Below are 21,495 nucleotides of genomic sequence, written 5' to 3' on the forward strand. Positions count from 1 at the left end.
AATACTTCCGTCTATCATTCGCCCGTTCTTGTAAAAAACGGTAATACACAGTCGACATCAATAGTTGATTTGCCCGATCTCGTCAACAGAGAGGTCTGGATTTCCGCCTGGTAATCGCTCTGAAAATCTGGAATTTCATAGTAGATGAAATCATCGATGGAATCGTTCGCTCTCTCGCTGCCGGTACTCATGTACCACCATGTTTCAGAGTCGAATGGCTTGCTGAATATCTCACCCGAGTGTTTCGAATCGCAGATGAACTGGCTGGCACGCAACGGATATGTCACGCTCACCGCGGACGAATTCGCGCGCTTCCTGCGCGGTGCGCCCATGCCTGATAAATCGATTCTTCTGACATTCGACGACGGATACCTGGACAACTATATTCACGCGCATCCATGTCTCGAGCGCTACGGTTTCAATGCCGTTATGTTTCTCGTGACTGGTCGCATTCATGACGGTCCAGTTCGACCCGTCATCACAGCTCGCGCGGCCAGGAGCATGTCGCACGCAGAGTGCGAGCAACGCGTCCAGGCGGGCCGATCGGACGATGTCACAGTGCGTTGGAGCGAGATCGAACTCATGCGTAAGGCCGGAACTTTCGAGTTCCACAGCCATACGCACAGTCATCGCCGCTGGGACATATTGTGCAGTGATTCGGTCAGCAAGCGGCATCGCATCGCACAGGATATCGAAATATCTAAATGTATTCTGGCCAATCGCCTGGGTATGGTATCGACGCATCTGTGCTGGCCAGAAGGCTATTACGACGACGACTATATCGCGGCTGCTCGGGTCGCTGGTTTCGAATATCTATACACAACGAGGAACACTCGCCGTAATCACGCGGGTAGCGATCCATACGAGATTCATCGTATGGCGGACAACGGCAAGAGCGCGGAGTGGCTGGCGCGGAAAGTACGCCGCTATCAGCATCCGCAGTGGGGCGCCGCTTATTACTGGTTCAAACGACTTAGAGAATTCAGAAAGGGCGTGCGTCTATGAGAATTCTCTACACGATGGACGCTGCGCCACCATGCCAGACACGCTCCTGTTGATCGAAGACGACCTTCCGCTCGCAGCATTGACGGCTGAGTTTCTGCGCTCCGAAAATTTCGAGGTTGCGATAGCTCACCGCGGCGACGTGGCTGTGAAGATGATCGATGCAGTACGCCCGGACCTGCTCGTTATGGACGTCATGTTGCCGGGCATGGATGGATTCTCCCTATGCCGCGAGATTCGGTCCTCCTATTCAGGGCGGATTCTCATGATGACGGCACTGGACGAGGACGTAGAACAGTTGATGGGCTTCCATGTCGGCGCCGACGACTTTGTCGTCAAACCGATCGATCCTCTCTTGCTCGTGGCCCGCATTCGCGCCTTGTTGCGAAGGGACATTCGCCGTCCCAAACCTGGCCGGGTGTTCGACCACACGTTCGGGCATTTTCGGCTAGACCTCCATGCGCGAAGGGCCTGGCTGAACGATAAAGCTGTCGCGTTTTCGGTGGCGGAGTTCGACCTCCTGTCGATTTTCGCTCGCCATGCCGGCACGCCGCTCAACCGGGAGCAATTGCTTCAGAACCTCCGCGGCGTGGAGTACGACGGCCTCAATCGTTCGATCGATATGCGTGTGTCCCGGCTGCGGAAGAAGTTGGCGAACCTGGCTTGCCCTGTGACGATCCGCACCATCACTACGCAAGGCTACCTGTTTGCCGAGCTATCGGGCGAGGAGTAGTTCATGCGGCTTTCACTGAGACGTTGGTCGATCATTGTGATCGGCGTCGGATGGACTGGCTCGATCCTTGGCCTGTTGTGGCTGTCGGCCTCCGCTGCGGTCGGCATCAGCGAGTACAGTTTCCGCCAATTGATGACCGGACCCGGCTACCTGCTTGCGGAGCAACTTCGACCGCTGTCGACGGCGCAGCGCGAGCAGCGGTTGATACTGCTACGCCAGCACTTCCAGTATCCGATCGAGCTAGTTGCGGCCGACAGCGTTGAGCTGCCGCCGCAAGCGCGCACCATGCTCCTGCATCAGCAGGCCGCACAGAACAGTGGTGAGGAGATCGCCTACTTCTCACTCGACGACGACACGTTGATTCAGTTCGGGCCGATGTGGGGCAGCGCTGCGCTGACGGATGTACTGGGTTCTCCGGTTTTTCTTTTGACCGCCGTAACCGCAAGTGCTCCCATCCTGGGCTTTTCAGTCGTCGCCTGGCGGCGCAAGCAACGATGGTGCCGCGACTTGCAGGAGATCACTGCCTGCCTTTCTGACATGGCGCGCTCGCCGGCCATCATGCTGCCCGCCGTCGACAGGGAATGGATGCCGCTGGTGCTCGCTATGCGCAGGCATGTCGAAGACCTGTCTGCGATGAGCGAGCGTCACAAGGAGGTGTCGCAAGCGGTCTCGCACGAGTTGCGTACCCCGCTTGCGCGAATGCGCTTTGCCATGATGCTGCTCGGCAGGAGCGAGGACGTCGCAACCCGGAACCGTCTCCAGGAACGACTGCAACTGGATGTCGACCGACTCGAATCGCTTGTACGCGCGAGTCTACGTTTCGCCAGACTGACCGATGCGCCAGCGCGCGTTGCCCGCGAACCTATCGCGGTTCTGACATGGCTGCGTGAAGAGCGCATGGATGTCGACGACAAAGGTTTTGTGATCAACGTCAACGCACAACCGGAACATCTCCAGTTCACTGGCGACAGAGACCTGCTGCATCTGATTGCCCGCAATCTCCTTGAGAACGCGCTCGCGCATGGTCGCTCCCACGTCATTGTGGGTGCCCGCCTCGACGAGACGCGGCAGATGATCCTGGAGGTCGAGGACGATGGCCCCGGCATTGCCGCGGAAGACCGCGAACGCGTGTTCGAACCTTTTGTCAGGCTCGCGCCCGGTGGTGAGGAGGGCTCGGGATTCGGACTCGGACTCGCGCTGGTACGGCGCGCGGTGTATTTGCAGGGCGGCAGCATCGGCATTTCAACCAGCGCTTTGGGCGGCGCGTGCTTCCGCGTGACCCTGCCGTTGCCCGCATGATCCCGCGGCGGTTGCCCTGTTACGTGCGGTGACAACACCGCGTATGCCTGTCACTTATGCTCGTTTCAGACGTTGTGCGCTGACTGTGATGTTGATGCTGCGCTCGATCACAACTTGTCTGCAACGAACCGACTGGGAAGCTCATGCGGGACATCAAATCAAAGTTCATGATTCTTTGCGTAACAGCGTGCCTCGGCGCCTGCGGTGGCGGCGATGATGCGACAGCCAGACCCGAAGCGGCAAAGCGCAGGGTGCAGAAAGTCTTGACGGCAAAACCCTATGTCGGGGGCACGATTCTGCCCAACCACATTTCAGCGGCTGAACGTGACAGCCAGGTGCGGGCATTCTATAGAGAATGGAGAGCCAGGTATGTGGTGCAAGAATGTGGAGACGGGCGCTATTTCGTCAAGGTCAATGCGGACCACCGACCTGTTGGCGGCGATACGGCGCCGAAGACAATCACCGTATCGGAAGCCCACGGTTATGGCATGTTGATCACCGTCATGATGGCGGCACATGACAATGACGCTCGCGACATCTTCGACGGTATGGTCCGGTACTTCCGCGACCACCCCGCGGTGTCGAGCCCGCATCTGATGGCCTGGAATCAGGTAGAAGGTTGCGCCAACTCGGGCGGCACGTTCCGCGGGAAAGTCAGTGCGACCGACGGCGATCTGGACATTGCGTATGCATTGTTGCTGGCCGACCACCAATGGGGCAGCGACGGCGCGATCAACTATCGCCAGGAAGCGCGGGAAGTGATGCAAGCCATTCTGCGGTATGAAGTGCACCCCGCAGGCAAACACCTGATGATCGGTGATTGGGCCGGAACAGATGGCGACCCGGAGATCGAATACACGACACGGTCATCCGATTTCATGCAGTCGCACCTGAAGGCTTTCTTCACCGACAGCGGCGATGCAAGATGGCTGGCGGTCCGTGACCGAACCTATGTGATCGTCAGCGAGATCCAGCAACACTACAGCCCGAAAACTGCGTTGATGCCGGACTTTATCTTCCACCTGGATGGGGAGCCCAGGCCCGCGAAACCACGTTTGGTCGGGGACCCGAGAGACGGCGAGTATTCGTGGAACGCGGCTCGCTATCCGTGGCGGGTCGGGATGGATTATCTACTCTACGGCGAGCCGCGTGCGTTTAATGTACTCGGCACGTTCAACCGTTGGGCGCGATCTGCCACGGGTGGAGACCCCACGTCGTTCGCCAGTACCTACCATCTGAATGGCGTGCCCGTCGCGGCTGAGGGCAGGAACAGCCTGGCTTTTGTTTCCGCGTTAGGCGTGTCGGCGATGATTAACTCGGACAACCAGGAATGGCTGAACGCGATCTGGGAAAACCTGCGCGGCCAGAGCCTGGAGAACAACGACTACTACGGCAATACGCTCAAGCTACTGTCGATGATCGTCATGTCGGGCGCGTGGCTGCAGCCCTGATAACGGTCCTAATGCAGTGAACGGAATCGCCGTGTAGTTACCGCGTTATCAGCACTTGCAGTCTGGAAACCCGCGTACTACTGGCTCGAGCAAATCGGAAATTTTGAGGCGACCTGCTGTTATGAAGATTCTCTACACCAACTTTCACACGGGTGATGGCGGCGGTCATACGACCTATATTCTCAACCTGGCTGCAGCACTAGGCGGGCGCCATCGCGTGACGATCGCGGCACCCCGGTCAAGCCGGCTCTATCTGTACGCGAGGCAGATTCCCGGTGTCGAAGTGGTGGCGATGGGTTTTCGCAATACCCTGACATCGATGGTCGGAACCGGGTTGGCGCTGCGCCGTCTGATCGAACTGAACGGGTTCGATATCCTGCATGTCAATGGCTCCGCGGATCATCGGATCGCGATGCTAGCTACGACGGGATTGGGGAAAAGCAGCCCCTGTATCGTTTATACGAAACACAATGATCTGCCTGCGAGGAGCGTGACCACATGGCTCAAAGGCACGTTAGGGACCGATTCGGTCATTTGTGTTTCAGCGTACACACGCCGCCGGCTGGCACAAACTGTCTATGGACGCAAGGTTAATTGGGTTGTACGGCACGGTATCGATCTCGTCCGGTTCGCGCCTGTGAGTGCTGCTACCGTTAGCAGGATTCGAAGCCGCTTTTTGCCTGGGATTCCAGAGGATGCGCTGGTGGTCGGGAGCACTGCAGGCATGGATGACAACAAAGCCTGGCTGGACATGGTGACTGCGGTTGCCATGTTGCCCGATGCATTGCGCAAGCGCGTCCGCATTGTTCTCGCGGGTCAGTTACCCGATGCAACGCAGCGCTCAAGAGTGGCCGCACTGGGGATGACGAGGCAGGTGATCTACACCGGGATGCTTCGGGACGTTCGGCCTGCAGTAGCGCTTCTGGACGTGGGTTTTGTGCTTTCCCAGCGGGAAACGTTGTCATTCGCGTGCCGGGAAATGATGGCGATGGGCAAGCCGGTGATTGTCTCCGACACCGGTGGCTTGCCGGAGAATGTGACCCCTGGCGAGGATGGCTGGCTGGTCCCGCCAGGTGGACACGGCTACATCGCGCAGCTTCTCATGCTTTTGCTGTGCAATCCGCGCGAGGTCGAGCGTGCCGGCGCCGCTGCACGTGCCAAGAGCGAGGCGGAGTTTTCATTGCAGACTTTCGCGGCCCGTACTGAGGCGGTTTACGTCGAGTGCTTATCAAGAGTCTCGCCGTTGGCAGCAGAAAAAGGTCTCGCTCAACGGGTGACGCGGGGGCGCACCGCCTAGAGCGCGTCGTAATTGAGCGAGTGTGCTGAACACCCGTGACCACTGTGGCGCTCCAGAATCAAATCAACAACATTCAGCTACCTATGAATTTACCACTGTCATCCAACGGCGCAGCGTATACAACTCGGGAAACCCGTAACGGTGTCCCGCTGGCCTATATCAGCGAGAAGCTGGCGTATGCGATTGAAGATACCCATGCGGCTGGGCAGGCGCACCCAGAAATGCGCTTACGTCTTTCCCATGTGATGTATTCGCAAACTCTGGCGTTCCTGGCGCTTCACAATATGCTGGGCGCCGCCAATGACTCGGGATTGCCGGAACGCTTGCTCGATCTGGAGCGCGAGGAACTCAGGAAATGGATCAACGCTGTCGTAAGCTATGGAGATTTGCTGGGAGCGGGTGATGTCGGAACGCGCAACAGTTCTTGCTAACGCAATGGTCGCTACGGGGAAGCGGGTAGGTGGTCATGTTTGAAGCGCGATCCCTATCGATCGGCCACTACATGCTACGATTCCTCGACGATCACGATGGAGACAGCCATGTGGGACAAGATCGAACATAACGGATACGAAGTCTGGGTCCTGCCGATCCTTGCATACGGTCCCCCGGCCCCAACCACCTTGTGGCACTACTCGGCGTACATCTGTCGCCACGGTTCCGATGCCCACCTCGCCGGGCAGAGCATTCGCTTCCAGGAACTTGTCGCCACGTTCGGCAGTGAAGAAGAGGCCCGCGAGGCTGGGTATGTCGAAGGCAAGCGGCGCGTCGACATGATGGTCGAAGGCGGCCCGGTCGCCGGCAACGGCTGATCACCGCGCTAGTTGTTCACAATGGAACTCTGGATTCAACCATGCGCACGGTGCGCTGATCTCTACGGGCAGCCGGCTACCGCGGCTGCGCACGACGACCTGAGGCCTAACGGCGTCGGCACTGTGAAGGATACGCGAGCAGAAGAGCACTACACCTGCGTGCGGTGCGGCGGCGTGTTTGCCCGCATTCTTGCAGGTGCCCCCACGCGGCAGATCTGGATGCTCCTGAACGCGGGGCAGCACTGATTCTCTTGCGCAGGAGAGTCGGCTTGCGGCTAGTATCCTTCATACGAAGATTCTTCGAAGATACCGACGGAGGCCGCTATGTGGACCTGTCGAAACTGCAATGTGTCGTTCCCCTTTGATCGCGTCGAGCCGGAAGCCGACAAACAAGGTTTCTTTTTCCTCTGTCCTGCCTGTGACTACCGCAACCAACTGGTGGATTCAGGTCCTGACGCAATGGGGCGCCCTAAGCTTGTCCAGAGTGACGACGGGGTCCCGCCTCACGATCAGCCTGACTGAAGACAACGCTGCCGAACACATTCCGCAGTTAATCGCGCTCGAGGTGCGGCGCCGTCGCCGTCGCAGATGATCCGGCAAGAAAATTGGTCAATGAACCAGAAAAAGAAGCAGCGCATAATGGTGAAATCCCTTTGGCAGAATGATGGAGGCAGATATGGCTACGTTTGCTATAGACGCCATTCGCATCAATCCGACGAACGACAGGATTACCCACGTGCGTTGGGCTCCCGTCGACCCGGCGACGCGTGACTGGTTGTCCCCCACGTCGATTGTCGAGGTGGCCGAAGTCGTGGCCGCGATCCGTCGGGGGAATGCTGTTTGGTCCCTTTTTACGCTCGGCGGCATACGGTTTCTGGGGCCAAAAATCGTGTCGGTTGCTCACGCCGACGGCCACGACGGGATTGACACCGATGTCCCTGGCGAGCACGTCGAAAAGTGTATTGACGACTTGCCGCACGTTTGACCGCGCACACTCGGCCGGGCGGACCTTGGCGTAGCGGTGCTGCCGTTGCGCACGGTCGTGGTGTCCTCGAAAATCATTCGCAGAGACCGTAAATTGACGTGCAAGGCGACGCGCCTTCCTACTTGCCCTTGATGCGGAAAATATCGAACTGGCGGTCGCCGTGGCCAGGATAATTGCGCCGTTGCGCAGAGCGTCGCCATGTTTAATGTAAATTGGTCGTTCCTGAGAGCGCCTTTTAGCGAAACACCATGAAAAACGGAAAACCAAAACTAACGCGTCGTGATGCAGACGGTCTTTTCCCCGACCTGCAGCAAAGCGGCGCCCGTCTCGCTAGCCGGCCTGATAACCCGTTCGGAGAAGAAGTATCCAGAACAACCGATCGACGCGATCGTGGCGAGGCGAAGCTTTGGAAAGATAACCTCGTTACCTTGCCTGCCGCGATCGAGTTGCCGCCAGGCTACGAGTCGGTGTCGCACGTGCGCGATGCAATGGAGCGCGCCTGGCGTATGAAATGGGTCCGGGAAAGCGGCAATGAGGTTGTGGCGGAATTTCCTGAAGGCTGGACGGCCGCTCGGCCACCCAGCGGTGCAGTGGAGTTAAAGGACGCAACTGGCGTGGTCCGGGCCGTGTACGGCTGGGCAGGAGATGCTGAAGTGAGACTCCTGCCACGATATCGGGTCGAAACGCAGGAGAACAGTTCGAGCGGTCTTGGCAGTCTGCTTGTCCGTGATCGTGAGAGCGGACAGATTCTCGAGAGGTCGTCGACGTGGTCCGCGAAGACCGGGACCAACCACCCTGATTGGACACGGCTGTCGGCGTGGCTCGACAAGCAGTATCCGCTTCACCGGAATCCGCTGCGCCTGTGGACGGATTGCGAAGGCAATCGCGGTTGAATTCGGCTCAACAAAAGTCCGTCGCCGCGAGGCCATCGTCACAAGCAAACCCCATTGCCATGCAACACCTGAAATACCTGACAGGCTACCCAGCCGGGCTGCAGGAAAAAGTCAAAAAGCTGATCGCCGACGAGCAACTCGGCCCTTACCTCGCGAAGCGGTACCCTGACACGCACCAGGTGCAAACAGATCGGGCCCTGTACGAGTACTGCTCGGAGCTCAAGCGCGAACACCTTCGCAACGGCGCGCAAATCGACAAGGTCACTTACGACAGCAAGCTTGATGTTGTGCGCCACGCACTCGGCCTGCACACGAGCATCTCGCGCGTGCAGGGCGGCAAGCTAAAGGCGAAAAAAGAAATCCGCATCGCCTCGCTATTCAGGGAGGCCGCGCCGGAGTTCCTGAAAATGATTGTCGTGCACGAACTCGCTCACTTGAAGGAAAGCGACCACAACAAGGCGTTCTACCGCCTCTGCGAATTCATGCAACCGGGCTACCACCAGATTGAATTCGATCTACGCTTGTATCTCACGCACCGCGATCTGACGAAAAACCAGACTTGAGCGCCAAGCTTAAGATGCGGAATTTCGGGCGGCGCCTACGAGCGGTCGTCCGAAGCTCCGCATCAAGAGCATCAAGCAGCAACCGCTTCAACAACCTCCGACGCCGTCAACAACACCGGAATCGACTTCGAAGTCGGCGTCCCCGCGCCATCGGCAACCGAAGAGAGCGGCACCAACGGATTCGTCTCCGGATAGTAAGCGCCAAGACACCCACGCGGAATGTCGTATTCCACCAGCAGGAACCCAGCCGCGTGACGCTCGATCCCATCGGCCCACACGCTCTTGATATCCACGCGCTGGCCCGCAACGAAACCTAGCATCGCGAGATCGTCCTTGTTGGCGAACAGCACGCGCCGCTGCCCATACACGCCGCGATAACGGTCGTCGAGGCCGTAGATCGTCGTGTTGTACTGGTCGTGTGAACGCGTCGTCATCAAGGTCATCAGACGCTCGCCATGCTCGGCGCGCGCCTGATGAATCGGCGTGTCGACGTCGATCGCATGCACAAGGAACTGCGCCTTGCCGCTCGGCGTTTTCCAGATCCGCTCGCGCGACGCCACGCCCAGGTGAAAACCGCCCGGGTTCTTGAGGCGCTCGTTGTAGTTCTGGAAGCCGTCGATCACCTGCGCAATGCCGTCGCGAATCAATGCATAGTCAGCGGCCTGAGCGAGCCAATCAACTTTGTTGCTGCCGAGCGTGGCGTGCGCCATGCGCGCGACGATTGCAATCTCCGACAGCAGATTCTCCGAGGCCGGCTTGTTCATGCCATACGAGATGTGCACCATGCTCATCGAATCCTCGACGCTCACGCCTTGCGCCACGCCATTCTGCAGATCGATTTCGGTGCGTCCGAGCGTCGGCAGAATCAGCGCGTCGCGGCCATGTATCAGGTGACTGCGGTTCAGCTTGGTCGTGATGTGCACGGTCAGCTCGCACGAGCGCATCGCTTCCCACGTACGCGGCGTGTCCGGCGTCGCGATCGAGAAGTTGCCGCCGAGGCCGATGAACACCTTCACCTTGCCGTCGAGCATCGCCTGGATCGTGTTGACGACGTCGAGACCATGCTCACGCGGCGGTTCGAAATCGTAGACTTCGCCGAGCCGATCGAGAAACGCCTGAGTCGGCCGTTCTTCGATGCCGACCGTGCGGTCGCCCTGCACATTCGAGTGTCCGCGCACCGGGCACAAGCCCGCGCCGCGGCGGCCGATATTGCCGCGCATCATCATCAGGTTCGACAGGATCTGCACCGTCGGCACGGAGTTCTTGTGCTGCGTGAGGCCCATGCCCCACGTCGAAATCACCGCACGACCCTTTACGTAGATGTCGGCGAGCTTCAGCACGTCTTCGAACGGCACGCCTGATTCGGCGACGATCGTGTCCCAGCTTTCGGCACGCAAATCGTCGGCAAACGTATCGAAGCCGACCGTGTGTTCGGCGATGAACGCGACGTCGAGCACGCGTTCCAGACCCGACGCCAACGCTTCGTCGTCGAGCTCGATCACGCGTTTGGCGACGCCCTTGATCAAGGCGAAATCGCCGCCCACCTTCGGCCGGATGAACACGGAGCTGATCTTCGTGCTGCCCATCGTGATCATTTCCACCGGATGCTGCGGACTCGCAAAGCGCTCGAGGCCACGTTCCTTCAGCGGATTGATCGACACAATGGTCGCGCCGCGCTTCGCGCATTCACGCAGTTCGCCGAGCATGCGCGGATGGTTGGTTGCCGGATTCTGGCCGAAGATCAGCAGCGTATCGGCGTGTTCGAAGTCGTCGAGCGTGACCGTGCCCTTGCCGATGCCGACCGTATGCGGCAAGCCGCGGCTGGTCGCTTCGTGGCACATGTTCGAGCAATCGGGGAAATTGTTGGTGCCGTACATGCGCACGAACAACTGGTACAGGAACGCGGCTTCGTTGCTGGCGCGGCCCGAGGTGTAGAAGGCGGCGCTGTCCGGATCGTCGAGGCGCTTCAGGTGGTCGGCAATGAGGTCGAAGGCTTCGTCCCAGCCGATCGGCACGTAACGGTCGCGCATCGCGTCGTAGACAAGCGGGTCGGTCAGACGGCCATGTTGTTCAAGCTCGTAATCCGACTGCGCCATCAGTTCTTCAACCGTATGCTCCTCGAAGAACGCCGGCGTCACGCGCTTGCTGGTCGCCTCGGCCGCTACCGCCTTGACGCCGTTTTCGCAGAACTCGAAGGTCGACGCATGCTCGCGGTCCGGCCACGCGCAACCCGGGCAGTCGAAACCGTCCGGCTGGTTCTGTTTGAACAGCATGCGGTAATCGCCGCCCGTCACCTTTTCCTTGAGGAGGTTGATGGCGACGTATTTGAGCGCGCCCCAGCCAGCGGCGGGGTGGGTATACGGTTCGATGCGAGCTTCGGGTTTCTTCATGATCTGCCGCCGGATATGGCTTGAACGAGGCTTTTATGCCGATGCATGAAAGCCTACTGTGTTCCAAAAACGGCGCAGCATACAGAAAAACGGAAAGGAGAGGGATACAGTTGTGGGAAATTTGTCATAGACTGGCGTTCCGCCCATGTTTTTGTTCGAGCCTGGTCCTTGAAACTGTACGAAAAACTCGCCGACGAAATGACCGAAGCCGTGCGCCGCGGCGTGTTCGCGGCGGGCGAGCGGATTCCGTCGGTGCGGCAGGCGAGTCAGCAGCACGGCGTCAGCATCAAGACCGTGCTACATGCGTACGCGTTGCTGGAAAGCCGGGGGATAGTCGAGACCCGGCCGCAGTCGGGCTATTTCGTGCGCGACGCGGTGGCGACGTCGGCCGCGCTCGACGAGCCGCGTCTGAACCGCCAGCCGGCAGCCCAGGCGCCGCCGGTGGCCGCTGCCGTCGACGTGAGCCGCCTCGTGCTGTCGACCCTGCGCAGCATCCGCGCGCATGACGCCGTGCCGCTCGGCTCGCCGTATCCCGATCCTTCGCTGTTCCCGTGGCGGCGCATCAACCAGTACGCGAATGCGATCGCCCGGCGTCACGCGAGCTGGAATCTGATCGACGACCTGCCGCCCGGCAATCCCGAGCTGATCCGGCAGATCGCGCGGCGCTATGCCGAGAATGGCGTACCGGTCGACCCGGATGAAATCATCATCACGCTTGGCGCGACGGAGGCGATCAACCTCAGCTTGCAGGCGGTCGCCAAGCCGGGCGACACGGTCGCCGTCGAGTCGCCGACTTACTACGCGATGCTGCATGCCATCGAGCGTCTCGGCATGCGCGCCATCGAAGTGGCGACGCATCCGGTCCACGGTATCGATATCGGGGCATTGGCCCAGGTCATCGCACGGCAGAAGATCGCGGCGTGCATGGTGATGCCGAACTTCCAGAATCCGCTCGGTTTCCAGATGCCGGACGAGCGCAAGCGGCAACTGGTCGAACTGCTCGCCGCGCACGACATTCCCGCCATCGAGAACGATGTCTATCAGGAGTTGTACTTCGGCGAGGCGCGGCCGTCGACCTTGAAGAACTACGATACCAAGGGACTGGTGCTGCATTGCGCGTCGTTTTCGAAGAGCCTCACCGCGTCGTACCGGATCGGCTGGGCGATGCCGGGGCGCTACCGCGCGCAGGTCGAGAAGCTGAAGTTTCTCAACACGCTGACCACGCCTTCGGTGCCGCAAGTCGCCGTCGCCGATTACCTGAAACAGGACGGCTACGACCGGCATTTGCGGCACGTGCGCAAGGTCTACCGGCAACAGGCGAGCATCATGATGGCGATGGTGCAGCGGTTTTTTCCGGCGGGCACGCGCGTGTCGACGCCGCAAGGCGGGTACGTGCTGTGGGTGGAGTTGCCCGAACGTGTCGATTCGATGCGGCTCTATCAGGCGGCGCTCGCGCGCAGCATCACGATCGGGCCAGGCATGATGTTTTCGATGCGCGACGATTTTCGCCACTTCATGCGGCTCAATTACAGCTATCCGTGGACGGCGCAGACCGAGGCGGCTTTGAAGACGCTGGGAGAACTGGTGGCGCAGATGGCCTGATCGGCCTTCAGAAAAGCGAGGAGACATTCACGATGGAAGACGATGAACTCGATCCGGTGCTGGTCGCCGTGCTGGCGCAGTTGTGGCGCGCGCATCGGGAAACGCCTGGCGGCGCGTGGTCGCTCGCCAAGCTGTCCAAACAGGCGGACGTGCCGATGAGCGGCCTGCGACGGCAGTTGACGGCGTTGGTAGACGGCGGCCTGGTGGACACCACGTTTAACGAGGAAGGCACGGGAACGGCGCGCCTGAGCGAGATCGGCCAGGGCTTGTGCGCGGACCTGTTCGGTGAGGGCGATTCGCCTGACGATGACGAGGCTGACCCGCCGCCACGCGTTCATTGAGTGTTCTGGCTACCAAAATACAGATTCCGTTATGGGCGGGATAACGGGAAATAATTTTTCCGCGGAAATTGACCTTCGAATATGGCCCCCTATGCTGGAGCCTTGCCCGGGACAGTCCCGGGCACTGTGGCAGGCACCTGGAAACCATCTTCGGAGAATTCATGAAAGCAAAGCTGGCGCGAGTGCTGCATCACTCATTGCGCATCAAAACCGTTCGCACTGTTCTTGCTGCGGCGTTCGGCGCGTCCCTCGCGCTCGGCGCCGGGGCGGCAGCCGCCGCGACTGCGCAGCCGCTCGGCATCGCCTTCGTCTACCTCGGCAATCCGGGCGACGCCGGCTGGACCTACGCGCACGAACAGGGCGTGAAAGAGGTCGAGGCGAAATTCGGCGACAAGATCAAGGTGACGCGCGTTGAGAACGTGCCGGAGTCGGCGGATTCGGAGCGCGTGTTTCGCGATCTGGCGGCGAAGGGCAACAAGATCGTGGTTGGCTCGAGCTTCGGCTTCCAGGATTTCGAACTGAAGGTCGCCAAAGATTTCCCGGACGCCGTGTTCGAACATGCGACGGGCTACAAGAAGGCCGCCAACTTCGCCACCTATGACGTGCGGACCTACCAGAGCGCCTATCTGGCCGGACTGGTCGCAGGTTATACGACGAAGTCCAACACGCTCGGCTTTGTCGGCTCGGTGCCGGTGCCGGAGGTGGTGCGCAACATCAACGCGTTCACGATGGGTGCGCGCTCGGTCAATCCGAATGCACGCGTGAAGGTCGTGTGGATCAATAGCTGGTTCGACCCGGGCCTCGAAAAACAGGCCGCCGAGACGCTGATCGGCCAGGGCGCCGACGTGCTGATCCAGAACACCGATTCGACGGCGACGATGCAGACCGCCGAGCAGAAGAAAGTGCATGCATTCGGCTGGGACTCCGACATGAAGAAGTTCGGGCCGAACGCGCAGTTGGGCGCATGCGTGAGCAACTGGGGCGTGTACTACACGCATCTGGTGCAGCAGGTGATGGCGGGTTCGTGGAACAACTCTCCCGTGTGGTGGGGGCTGAAAGAGAAGGCGATCGATCTGGCCAACATCAACACGAATGCGGTGTCGCCGACTGCGCAAAAGGCGTTGAGCCAGAAGCGTGACGACATCATCTCCGGCAAGTTCAATCCGTTTGCCGGTCCGATCGCGGATCAGTCCGGCACGGTGAAAGTCGCCGCGGGTAAGTCGTTGAGCGATGCGGAGTTGCTGCGTTTGAACTGGTTCGTGCAAGGCGTCGACGGTTCGCTGCCGAAGTAATGCATTGATTGGTTTGCCTAACTATTATTAAAAGATTAAAGGAGATCGCCCGTGAGTCTTACCGTCCCGACCGACGCCGGCGCCGCTGGAGTGGCGCCGGCCTATCCGCCGCAGGGTTTAACGCCGACGCACGAGCAGGTCGTGCGGCATCTGCGACATTCGAGCCGGGTAGCCGAACGGGCGACGCTGCTGGGGCACCATCCGTTCGGCGCGGTGCTGGTCGGCCCGGATCAGGAGACCGTGTTGATGGAGCAGGGCAATGTCGATACGGTGAATCACGCCGAGTCGGTGCTGGCGCGCGTGGCGGCGTTGAACTTCACGCCGGAGTACTTGTGGAGTTGTACGCTGTACACGTCGGTTGAGCCTTGCTGCATGTGTGCCGGCACGATGTACTGGGCCAATATCGGCCGCGTCGTGTTTGGCATGACCGAGAAGCGCCTGCTGGAGGCGACCGGCGATCATGCCGAGAATCCGACCATGACCGTGGATTGCCGGTATGTGTTCGATCACTGCCAGAAGCCCGTCGAGGTGATCGGGCCGGTGGCCGAAGTGGAGACTGAGGTGCTGGAAGTTCAGCGGAAGTTCTGGAGCGGCAGGTAGTGCTATTGCACGTCCGCTGGCGCGAGCATCGCCAGTCCGCAGAACCAGTCGCCGCCGTGCGGCTGATATTTCCACTTACCGTTGTTCTCCTTGATCACAGTGGAGCACTGGTCATTCACGACGATTCCCGGATCTGCCGCGGTGCATCGAAGCATCGCGGTTTCGGTTTGCTGTAGCGCAGGCATCACCACCTTACGCTGAGTGTTCGGTTCAGTCGGCCCATCCGGGTTTCCCGTTTGGATGCTTTCGATTAGCCGTTGCAGTTCCTCGATCCGGGTCTCGTACCACGTCCCCAGACACGCCGCATCGCGGCAATTCGCTTCCCGCCACGCCCACTTGCTGTCGCTGTCCGTGAGGAACGCGCGACGGTTGACGACCCGTCGCCGCGCTTTCCAGTACAGTTGCCCAAGCGTGTCATCGAGCTTCGAGAGCGCAGGGTCGTTGCAGATCATCCGTTCGGTGAGCGAGCGTCCCCTCGTGCAGTCGAAACTGGTAGCGTGAGCGGGCAGATACGTGAGCATCAATGCGGCGACAAAGATTGGGCGGAAAATTTTCATGGTGCTCCCGGCAGTGCATGGGTTTTTCATGCAATGGATGATCGGCCGAGTCGTCGGACTACAGAGGCCCGAAAACAGCATGAGTTCGGGTGGGTGATTACCAAATCTTGCTTTGCTCGGGGCGCACTGGAACGGCTAGGGCAATTCCATAAGCATTTGCCGGCTGGTTTCAGGCATGCGCATTGCAGATGTGGATAAGTACGGGACGTAAAAACGGGAGAAAAAATGAAACAACACCTCGTTCGATGCATGTATGCGGCGTTCAGCTTGCTGGCGCTGCCAGCAGTGGCGTCCGCGCAGTCGCAGGCTTATACGAATGGCACGGTCAACGTGCGCGCCGGGCCGGCTTCGGATTACCCGGTCGTGACGCAATTGCCGGGCGGTGTCCCGGTAAGCGTGATGGGTTGCATCAGCAACTACCAATGGTGTGACGTCGCGGCTGAGAATCTGCGCGGTTGGGTCTACGCAGCGCGACTCAGCTATCCCTATCAGGGCAGCAATGTGCCGGTGATGAGCTACGGCACGGTGATCGGCTTGCCGATCGTGACGTTCTCGATCGGCACCTACTGGGGCAATTATTATCGGGGCCGGCCGTGGTACGGGCAGCAATCGCGCTGGGCGCATCATTCACCGCCACCACCCCCGAGACCAGGTGCAGGACGGCCACCAGGTTGGCGTCCGCCCGGAGGTCCGCCGCCCGGAAGCGCGGGTGGTCGGCCGCCAGGCGGTCGGCCACCGGATAACGCAGGCGGACGTCCACCGGGTGGCCAGCAGGGCAATGGAGGCGGACGCCCACCGGGCGGGCAGCAGGGCAATGGAGGTGGACGCCCACCGGGCGGCCAGCAACCGGGCAATGCAGGCGGACGTCCACCGGGCGGGCAGCAGGGCAATGCAGGCGGACGCCCGGCAGGCGGGCAGCAGCCGGGCAATGCAGGCGGCCGTCCACAGGGAGGTCAGCAAGGCGGTGGGAATAACCGCCCTCAAGGTGGGTCTCAACGGGGCGGTGATCGGCCGCCCGGAAGCGGAAACAACTGAGGCAAGGTGGACCAGTCCGTCCGGTCCACCCATTCCCTTCAGTAGGCTGCGTTCATAAACGCCGAGCTGACCGCTCGCAAGGTTTCCTGCGAGCGTGGGTCGCTCAGCCGTGTATGCAGTACCACTTTCGAATTCGGCAGCGTCGGCAAGCCGAGTTGTTCGCCGACCTCCACCGCTCCCGCCGGCGCCACGCGCTGCGCCAGCGCGGCCACGGCGAGCCCTGCGCTAACGGCAGCGCCGACAGCCATCACGCCGCCACCAACGAACACCTCGGTCCACGCAATCCCGGCCGCATCGAGCGCGTCCGTGGCAATCGCGCGAATCCCGCATGGCGCGGCGAGCGTCGCCAGCTTCAGCGGCTGCCCCTCGCGATGCTGCCAGCCAGGCGCCGCGAACCAGCCGAGCCGTTCCTCAGCCAGCAGTTGCCCATCACGGCGATCGCCTTCGCGACGGCCGATCGCCGCGTCGACTTCACCGCGCTCGAACCATGCAAGGACGTCGCGTGACGCGGCAATGCGCACTTCGATGACGAGGAGCGGATCGTAAGCCGCGAGCCGCCCCAGCAGCGCCGGCAGATTCGGCCCTGCCACGTGGTCGCTGATGCCGAGCTTGAGCCGGCGCTCCGGCGCGTCGGCGGTCTCTGCCAGCGCTCGTTCATGAGCGAGCAGCAATTGCCGGGCGGCGCCGATGAAAGCGTCACCCCGCGGCGAGAGTCTCACCGCGCGCGGGGTGCGCTCCAGCAGGCGGTAACCCAGACGCGCTTCGAGCCGTTTGAGCTTGAGGCTCATCGCGGCTTGTGACGTATCCATGACTTCGGCGGCGCGCGTGAAGCTGCCGAGATCCGCGACCAGCACGAAGGCCTGGATCGCATCCAGATCGAGAGGACGGGCGAGGGTGTTCATATCGAAACTTTATCGCAGATATAAATCACCATATCTTGATGTAATGATTGCGCCGGCGCAAGCTCACCTTCAGTCGAAACCACAAGGAGTTCGCCATGCTTGCCAAACAGTATTCGCACCGTCTGCCGTCCACCTATGACATGGGGGTCATCCGCGAGCGCGCGACGCGGCGCGGCCCGCTGTGGGACGCGACCGAGGGGCTGGGATTCAAGGCTTTCGTCGTCCGCGAACGGGGCCGCTACGGCGCTACCGCGAACGTGTATTCCGCGGTGTATCTGTGGCTCGATGCTGAGCAGACCGCCGACTTTTTCATGGGTTCACGCTTTCAGAACGTGATCGACGACTTTGGCCGTCCCGACGTCGAAAGCTGGTTGCCGCTTGATGCCCGCAAGGGGCCGGCGCAACGGGCGCTCGCGTTGTATCGCGAGGAACAGCTGATCGGCGAGCAGGACAACCGCGCCGAGTTGCGCGCCGCACTGATCGAGCAGAACCGTCGCATCGCGGAGCAGGACGACACGGTCGCCGTGGTCTCCGCACTCGATGTCGCCAACTGGAAGCTGATCCGTTTCACGCTGTCGTCGTCGCCGCCGGTTGCCACGGCGGGGCGCACGGTCTACGAGGTGCTGCACCTCGCGCGGCCCGGCGTCGCGAGCCTGAAGTGAGCGCTAGCGGGGCGTCCAACGGCAGAGCGGCTGAGACCGGTCCGGCAGCGGTTCCGGCGGCCCCCGCTCAACCCGTGCGGTTAGCGCCGCTCGATATCCGCGTGGCGCTGGCCGCGCATCTGGCAGGGCTGGCGCTGACAATGGCCGCGATCGCCGGCTTCACCGTGCTCGCCGTGTTAACGGGGCAGTCGCTTCATTGGCTGACCGACTAGCCGGTCACACGCTTAGCACGCTATGCATCGTAATTAAAGTGCGCTAGCCTCGCGTAAACCCCGGTGTGCCGCTTACACTAACTTGCCGATGTGGGGTTAGGGGGCGCACATATGACACGCGAAGCGACATCAGATAGCACGATGGGAGCAACGCCTGAGGGCACCCGCTACGGGCCGGACCGGGCCGAGGGGGTGTTGGCGTCGGAGCGTACGGTGTTGCGGCTGATTACGCGCAACACACCGCTGCCGGAATTGCTCGACGAAGTATGCCGCCGCGCGGAAGCGCTGCTAGGCGATGGTGCGACCTGTTCGATCCTCCTACTGGACGCGGACGGCGTACGCGCGCGCGTGGGCGGCGCGCCTTCTCTGCCGGCGGACTTCAGCGCCGCGATCGACGGTGTCCCGATCGGCCCGCGAGCCGGGTCCTGCGGCACCGCGATGTACGAGCGGCGCATGGTCGCCGTCGAAGATATCGAAACCGATCCGCTGTGGGCCGATTTCCGGCACCTCGCGTTGCCGCTCGGTTTGCGCGCGTGCTGGTCGGTGCCGTTTGAAAACGATGCCGGCGCGGTGCTGGGTGCGTTCGCGGTCTATCACCGCACGTCGCGCCGGCCGACCCCCGAAGAAGCGGCGATGCTCCACGACATCAGCCACAGTGTCGGTCTCGCTGTTCATCAGGACGCGATGGCGCAACGCCTCGCGCACAGCGAGGAGCATCACCGGCTGGTCGTCAACCATCTCAACGAAGGCATCATCGTGCAGTCGCGCGAAGGCGTGGTGCTGGCCTGCAATCCGAGTGCGCAACGCATTCTGCGGGCGAGCGCCGACCTGGTCGGCCGCGACATTCAGACGGTGATGGTGCGTGCATATCACGAGGACGGTTCAATCGTCACCGACGCCGATCGTCCCACCAGTCAGGTGCTGGAGACCGGCAAATCCAGGCTCGGCATCACGATCGGTCTGGAACTGACGGACGGCGATGTCGTCTGGATTACTGAGAATGTCGTGCCGATCATCAAACCGGGCGACAGCGAACCCAGCTCCGTGCTGATCTCGTTCACCGACATCGGGCCGGTGCGCGAGGCGCAACGGCAGCTCAAGTTTCTGGCCACCCGTGATCCGCTCACAGGCCTTTACAACCGCGCCTACCTGGCCGAGCGGATGCGCGATCTGTTCACGCCGGGTGATGTGGCAGGCATGGGCGAGCTGGCGCGGGTCGCCGTGCTGTTCGTCGATCTTGACGGTTTCAAGAAGGTCAACGACACCGCCGGTCACGAGGCCGGTGATGCGCTTCTGTGCAGCGTGGCGGAGCGGCTGTCGGCGTGTGTCGCGCGCGACGATACGCTCGCGCGCGTGGGCGGCGACGAATTCGTAATCGTGGTCAGCGCTTACGAAAACACGGGTCGGCTGATCGCGCTTGCCCAGCGTATTCTCGATACGATCGCGGTACCGTTCGCGGTGGCGGACAACGAGTACTACATGGGGGCATCGATCGGCATCAGTCTCTTTCCCGAGGACGGCCAGGACGTGCCCACGTTGATGCGCAACGCCGACTCGGCGATGTATCACGCGAAACAATGCGGCCGCAACAATTTTCAGTTCTTCACCGCCGAGCTGAATCGGCATTTGCAGCGCCGCTTCATGATCGAGCAGGCGTTGCGGCGCGCGCTCGCCACGGATGAACTGAGCCTCGTGTATCAACCGATCGTCGACAGCCAGTGCGGCCGTACGATCGGCGCCGAGGCGCTGCTGCGCTGGTACAACAGCGAGCTGGGCAACGTCTCGCCGGTGGAGTTCATCCCGGTGGCCGAAGATGCCGGCCTGATCGTCGAGATCGGCTCATGGGTGCTGGCGCGGGCCTGCGAGCAGGTCGCGCAATGGCGGCGCACGCTGGCGCCGGATCTGATCGTCGCGGTGAATCTGTCACCGCGCCAGTTCAAAGGCGGACTGGTGGAGCGCATCGAGCGCTGTCTCGAGGAGTCCGGGCTCGAGCCGGCGGCGCTGGAGCTGGAGATTACCGAGCGGCTGTTGATGAGCGACAGCGAGGCCGTCCTGCCGATGCTCACCGCGTTGAGCGCGATGGGCGTGCGGATTTCCGTCGACGATTTTGGCACCGGTTATTCGTCGCTGTCGTATCTGAAGCGGTTTCCGCTGCATAACCTGAAGATCGACCGTTCCTTCGTCGCGGGCTTGCCGGATCATCGCGATTCGATCGCGATCACGCAGGCGGTCGTGGCAATGGCCCATTCGCTCGGCATGAATGTCACGGCGGAAGGTGTGGAAACCGCCGAGCAGGCGGCGTTTTTGCGCGGGATCGCTTGCGACAAGCAGCAGGGCTATTTTTATAGCAGGCCTGTGGGGGCGAGCGCTTATGCGCGTAGCCTGCATGACGCGCAGGTGGGGCTGGCCAGCGCTTCATAGCTGCCCTGACGTCTCGGGACACGGCTGTAGGCGCCGCAAACCCACTTCGCCCGAGGGGCTAATTCAGCTATCGGACCTCATTGCTCACTGCCTTGGGGATACAGATTCGATTGTTCAGATTCCCAAACAAGTGCCTTCGCGTTCCCGGTATTTATCCGCGGCCCCGGTCTCCCTAAAATCCTCCCATCGAATGTACATTCCGCGTCGTGCCAGAACGGCCCAGCGCGATGGGAGCCGTTATGCCAGCCTTAATTCAGAACCAGCTTTATCGACCCGCGGTGATCCTGCCGATGGTCGCGCTCATGCAGGTAATGGTCTCGCAGGATTTCAACCTCGGCCAGGTCGGCTGGGTGGTGGCCGCGCGCGGCGCGCAGGCCGCATTGCAACGCTCGCGCGAGTTGATCTGCGCCGTGCATTGCCACGCCTGAACACTGAACGCTAGCGGGCGC

22 protein-coding genes are annotated in these 21,495 nt (G+C 61.2%); 19 read left to right on the plus strand and 3 right to left on the minus strand.

Annotated features, from left to right (window positions below; all coding sequences use genetic code 11):
• The first annotated feature begins 144 nt into the window (after positions 1-144).
• From M0D68_RS06130 to M0D68_RS06175, 10 genes are all read left to right on the plus strand, one after another.
• Positions 145-1,005, plus strand: a complete 861-nt coding sequence (locus tag M0D68_RS06130; RefSeq protein ID WP_266224000.1) for a polysaccharide deacetylase family protein — start codon at positions 145-147, stop codon at positions 1,003-1,005.
• Positions 1,006-1,036: 31 nt separating this feature from the next.
• Positions 1,037-1,735: a response regulator gene (locus tag M0D68_RS06135; protein WP_211701105.1), complete on the plus strand. Its 699-nt coding sequence runs from the start codon at positions 1,037-1,039 to the stop codon at positions 1,733-1,735.
• A 3-nt stretch (positions 1,736-1,738) separates the two neighbouring features.
• Positions 1,739-3,034 carry a sensor histidine kinase KdpD gene (locus M0D68_RS06140; protein ID WP_266224001.1) on the plus strand — a complete coding sequence of 432 codons (1,296 nt, stop codon included), beginning with the start codon at positions 1,739-1,741 and terminating at the stop codon, positions 3,032-3,034.
• Between the two features lie 143 nt (positions 3,035-3,177).
• On the plus strand, positions 3,178-4,485 hold the full coding sequence (locus M0D68_RS06145) for a glycosyl hydrolase family 8 (protein ID WP_266224002.1): 1,308 nt from the start codon (positions 3,178-3,180) through the stop codon (positions 4,483-4,485).
• A gap of 121 nt (positions 4,486-4,606) precedes the next feature.
• Positions 4,607-5,782, plus strand: a complete 1,176-nt coding sequence (locus M0D68_RS06150; protein WP_266224003.1) for a glycosyltransferase — start codon at positions 4,607-4,609, stop codon at positions 5,780-5,782.
• 35 nt (positions 5,783-5,817) lie between these two features.
• Positions 5,818-6,213, plus strand: a complete 396-nt coding sequence (locus tag M0D68_RS06155; protein WP_211706203.1) for a hypothetical protein — start codon at positions 5,818-5,820, stop codon at positions 6,211-6,213.
• A 108-nt stretch (positions 6,214-6,321) separates the two neighbouring features.
• Entirely contained in the window at positions 6,322-6,591 is a 270-nt protein-coding gene (locus tag M0D68_RS06160; protein WP_093633602.1) for a hypothetical protein, read from the plus strand.
• Between the two features lie 676 nt (positions 6,592-7,267).
• Entirely contained in the window at positions 7,268-7,576 is a 309-nt protein-coding gene (locus M0D68_RS06165) for a hypothetical protein (protein ID WP_054039802.1), read from the plus strand.
• A gap of 248 nt (positions 7,577-7,824) precedes the next feature.
• Positions 7,825-8,469, plus strand: coding sequence for a hypothetical protein (locus tag M0D68_RS06170; protein WP_266224004.1), 645 nt, complete (start codon positions 7,825-7,827; stop codon positions 8,467-8,469).
• 59 nt (positions 8,470-8,528) lie between these two features.
• On the plus strand, positions 8,529-9,032 hold the full coding sequence (locus M0D68_RS06175) for a M48 family metallopeptidase (protein WP_200617779.1): 504 nt from the start codon (positions 8,529-8,531) through the stop codon (positions 9,030-9,032).
• A gap of 71 nt (positions 9,033-9,103) precedes the next feature.
• Here M0D68_RS06175 and M0D68_RS06180 read toward each other — a convergent pair whose 3' ends face one another.
• Positions 9,104-11,422 (minus strand): FdhF/YdeP family oxidoreductase, encoded by a 2,319-nt coding sequence (locus M0D68_RS06180; RefSeq protein ID WP_266224005.1) that lies wholly within the window; start codon positions 11,420-11,422, stop codon positions 9,104-9,106.
• 168 nt (positions 11,423-11,590) lie between these two features.
• Here M0D68_RS06180 and M0D68_RS06185 point away from each other — a divergent pair, with 168 nt between their 5' ends.
• From M0D68_RS06185 to M0D68_RS06200, 4 genes are all read left to right on the plus strand, one after another.
• A complete protein-coding gene (locus tag M0D68_RS06185; RefSeq protein ID WP_266224006.1) occupies positions 11,591-13,024 on the plus strand; it encodes a PLP-dependent aminotransferase family protein in 1,434 nt (477 codons plus the stop codon).
• A 32-nt stretch (positions 13,025-13,056) separates the two neighbouring features.
• Complete coding sequence (locus M0D68_RS06190) at positions 13,057-13,365, plus strand: helix-turn-helix transcriptional regulator (protein ID WP_200573913.1); 309 nt, start codon at positions 13,057-13,059, stop codon at positions 13,363-13,365.
• A gap of 161 nt (positions 13,366-13,526) precedes the next feature.
• Entirely contained in the window at positions 13,527-14,657 is a 1,131-nt protein-coding gene (locus tag M0D68_RS06195) for a BMP family ABC transporter substrate-binding protein (RefSeq protein ID WP_266210890.1), read from the plus strand.
• 51 nt (positions 14,658-14,708) lie between these two features.
• Positions 14,709-15,257: a nucleoside deaminase gene (locus tag M0D68_RS06200; protein ID WP_266224007.1), complete on the plus strand. Its 549-nt coding sequence runs from the start codon at positions 14,709-14,711 to the stop codon at positions 15,255-15,257.
• A 2-nt stretch (positions 15,258-15,259) separates the two neighbouring features.
• On the opposite strand, the gene M0D68_RS06205 is transcribed toward M0D68_RS06200, so the two are convergent.
• Entirely contained in the window at positions 15,260-15,814 is a 555-nt protein-coding gene (locus M0D68_RS06205) for a lysozyme inhibitor LprI family protein (RefSeq protein ID WP_211701113.1), read from the minus strand.
• A 225-nt stretch (positions 15,815-16,039) separates the two neighbouring features.
• Between M0D68_RS06205 and M0D68_RS06210 the strand changes: the two genes are divergently transcribed.
• Positions 16,040-16,849: an SH3 domain-containing protein gene (locus tag M0D68_RS06210; protein ID WP_266224008.1), complete on the plus strand. Its 810-nt coding sequence runs from the start codon at positions 16,040-16,042 to the stop codon at positions 16,847-16,849.
• 38 nt (positions 16,850-16,887) lie between these two features.
• On the opposite strand, the gene M0D68_RS06215 is transcribed toward M0D68_RS06210, so the two are convergent.
• The gene (locus M0D68_RS06215) at positions 16,888-17,751 is read right to left on the minus strand and encodes a LysR family transcriptional regulator (RefSeq protein ID WP_200617794.1); all 864 of its coding nucleotides are present in this window, start codon (positions 17,749-17,751) and stop codon (positions 16,888-16,890) included.
• A 95-nt stretch (positions 17,752-17,846) separates the two neighbouring features.
• Here M0D68_RS06215 and M0D68_RS06220 point away from each other — a divergent pair, with 95 nt between their 5' ends.
• The 4 genes from M0D68_RS06220 to M0D68_RS06235 all read left to right on the plus strand — a co-directional run bounded on the left by M0D68_RS06220 (position 17,847) and on the right by M0D68_RS06235 (position 21,474).
• A complete protein-coding gene (locus M0D68_RS06220) occupies positions 17,847-18,413 on the plus strand; it encodes a DUF4865 family protein (RefSeq protein WP_266210892.1) in 567 nt (188 codons plus the stop codon).
• Complete coding sequence (locus M0D68_RS06225; RefSeq protein WP_266210893.1) at positions 18,410-18,625, plus strand: hypothetical protein; 216 nt, start codon at positions 18,410-18,412, stop codon at positions 18,623-18,625. Before M0D68_RS06220 ends, M0D68_RS06225 begins: the two co-directional genes overlap by 4 nt.
• 111 nt (positions 18,626-18,736) lie before the next feature.
• Positions 18,737-21,046 (plus strand): bifunctional diguanylate cyclase/phosphodiesterase, encoded by a 2,310-nt coding sequence (locus tag M0D68_RS06230; RefSeq protein WP_266224009.1) that lies wholly within the window; start codon positions 18,737-18,739, stop codon positions 21,044-21,046.
• 239 nt (positions 21,047-21,285) lie between these two features.
• Entirely contained in the window at positions 21,286-21,474 is a 189-nt protein-coding gene (locus tag M0D68_RS06235; protein ID WP_054043350.1) for a hypothetical protein, read from the plus strand.
• Positions 21,475-21,495: the final 21 nt, after the last annotated feature.

The organism is Paraburkholderia sp. SEWSISQ10-3 4, assembly GCF_030464785.1.
Taxonomy (GTDB): Bacteria; Pseudomonadota; Gammaproteobacteria; order Burkholderiales; family Burkholderiaceae; genus Paraburkholderia; species Paraburkholderia aspalathi.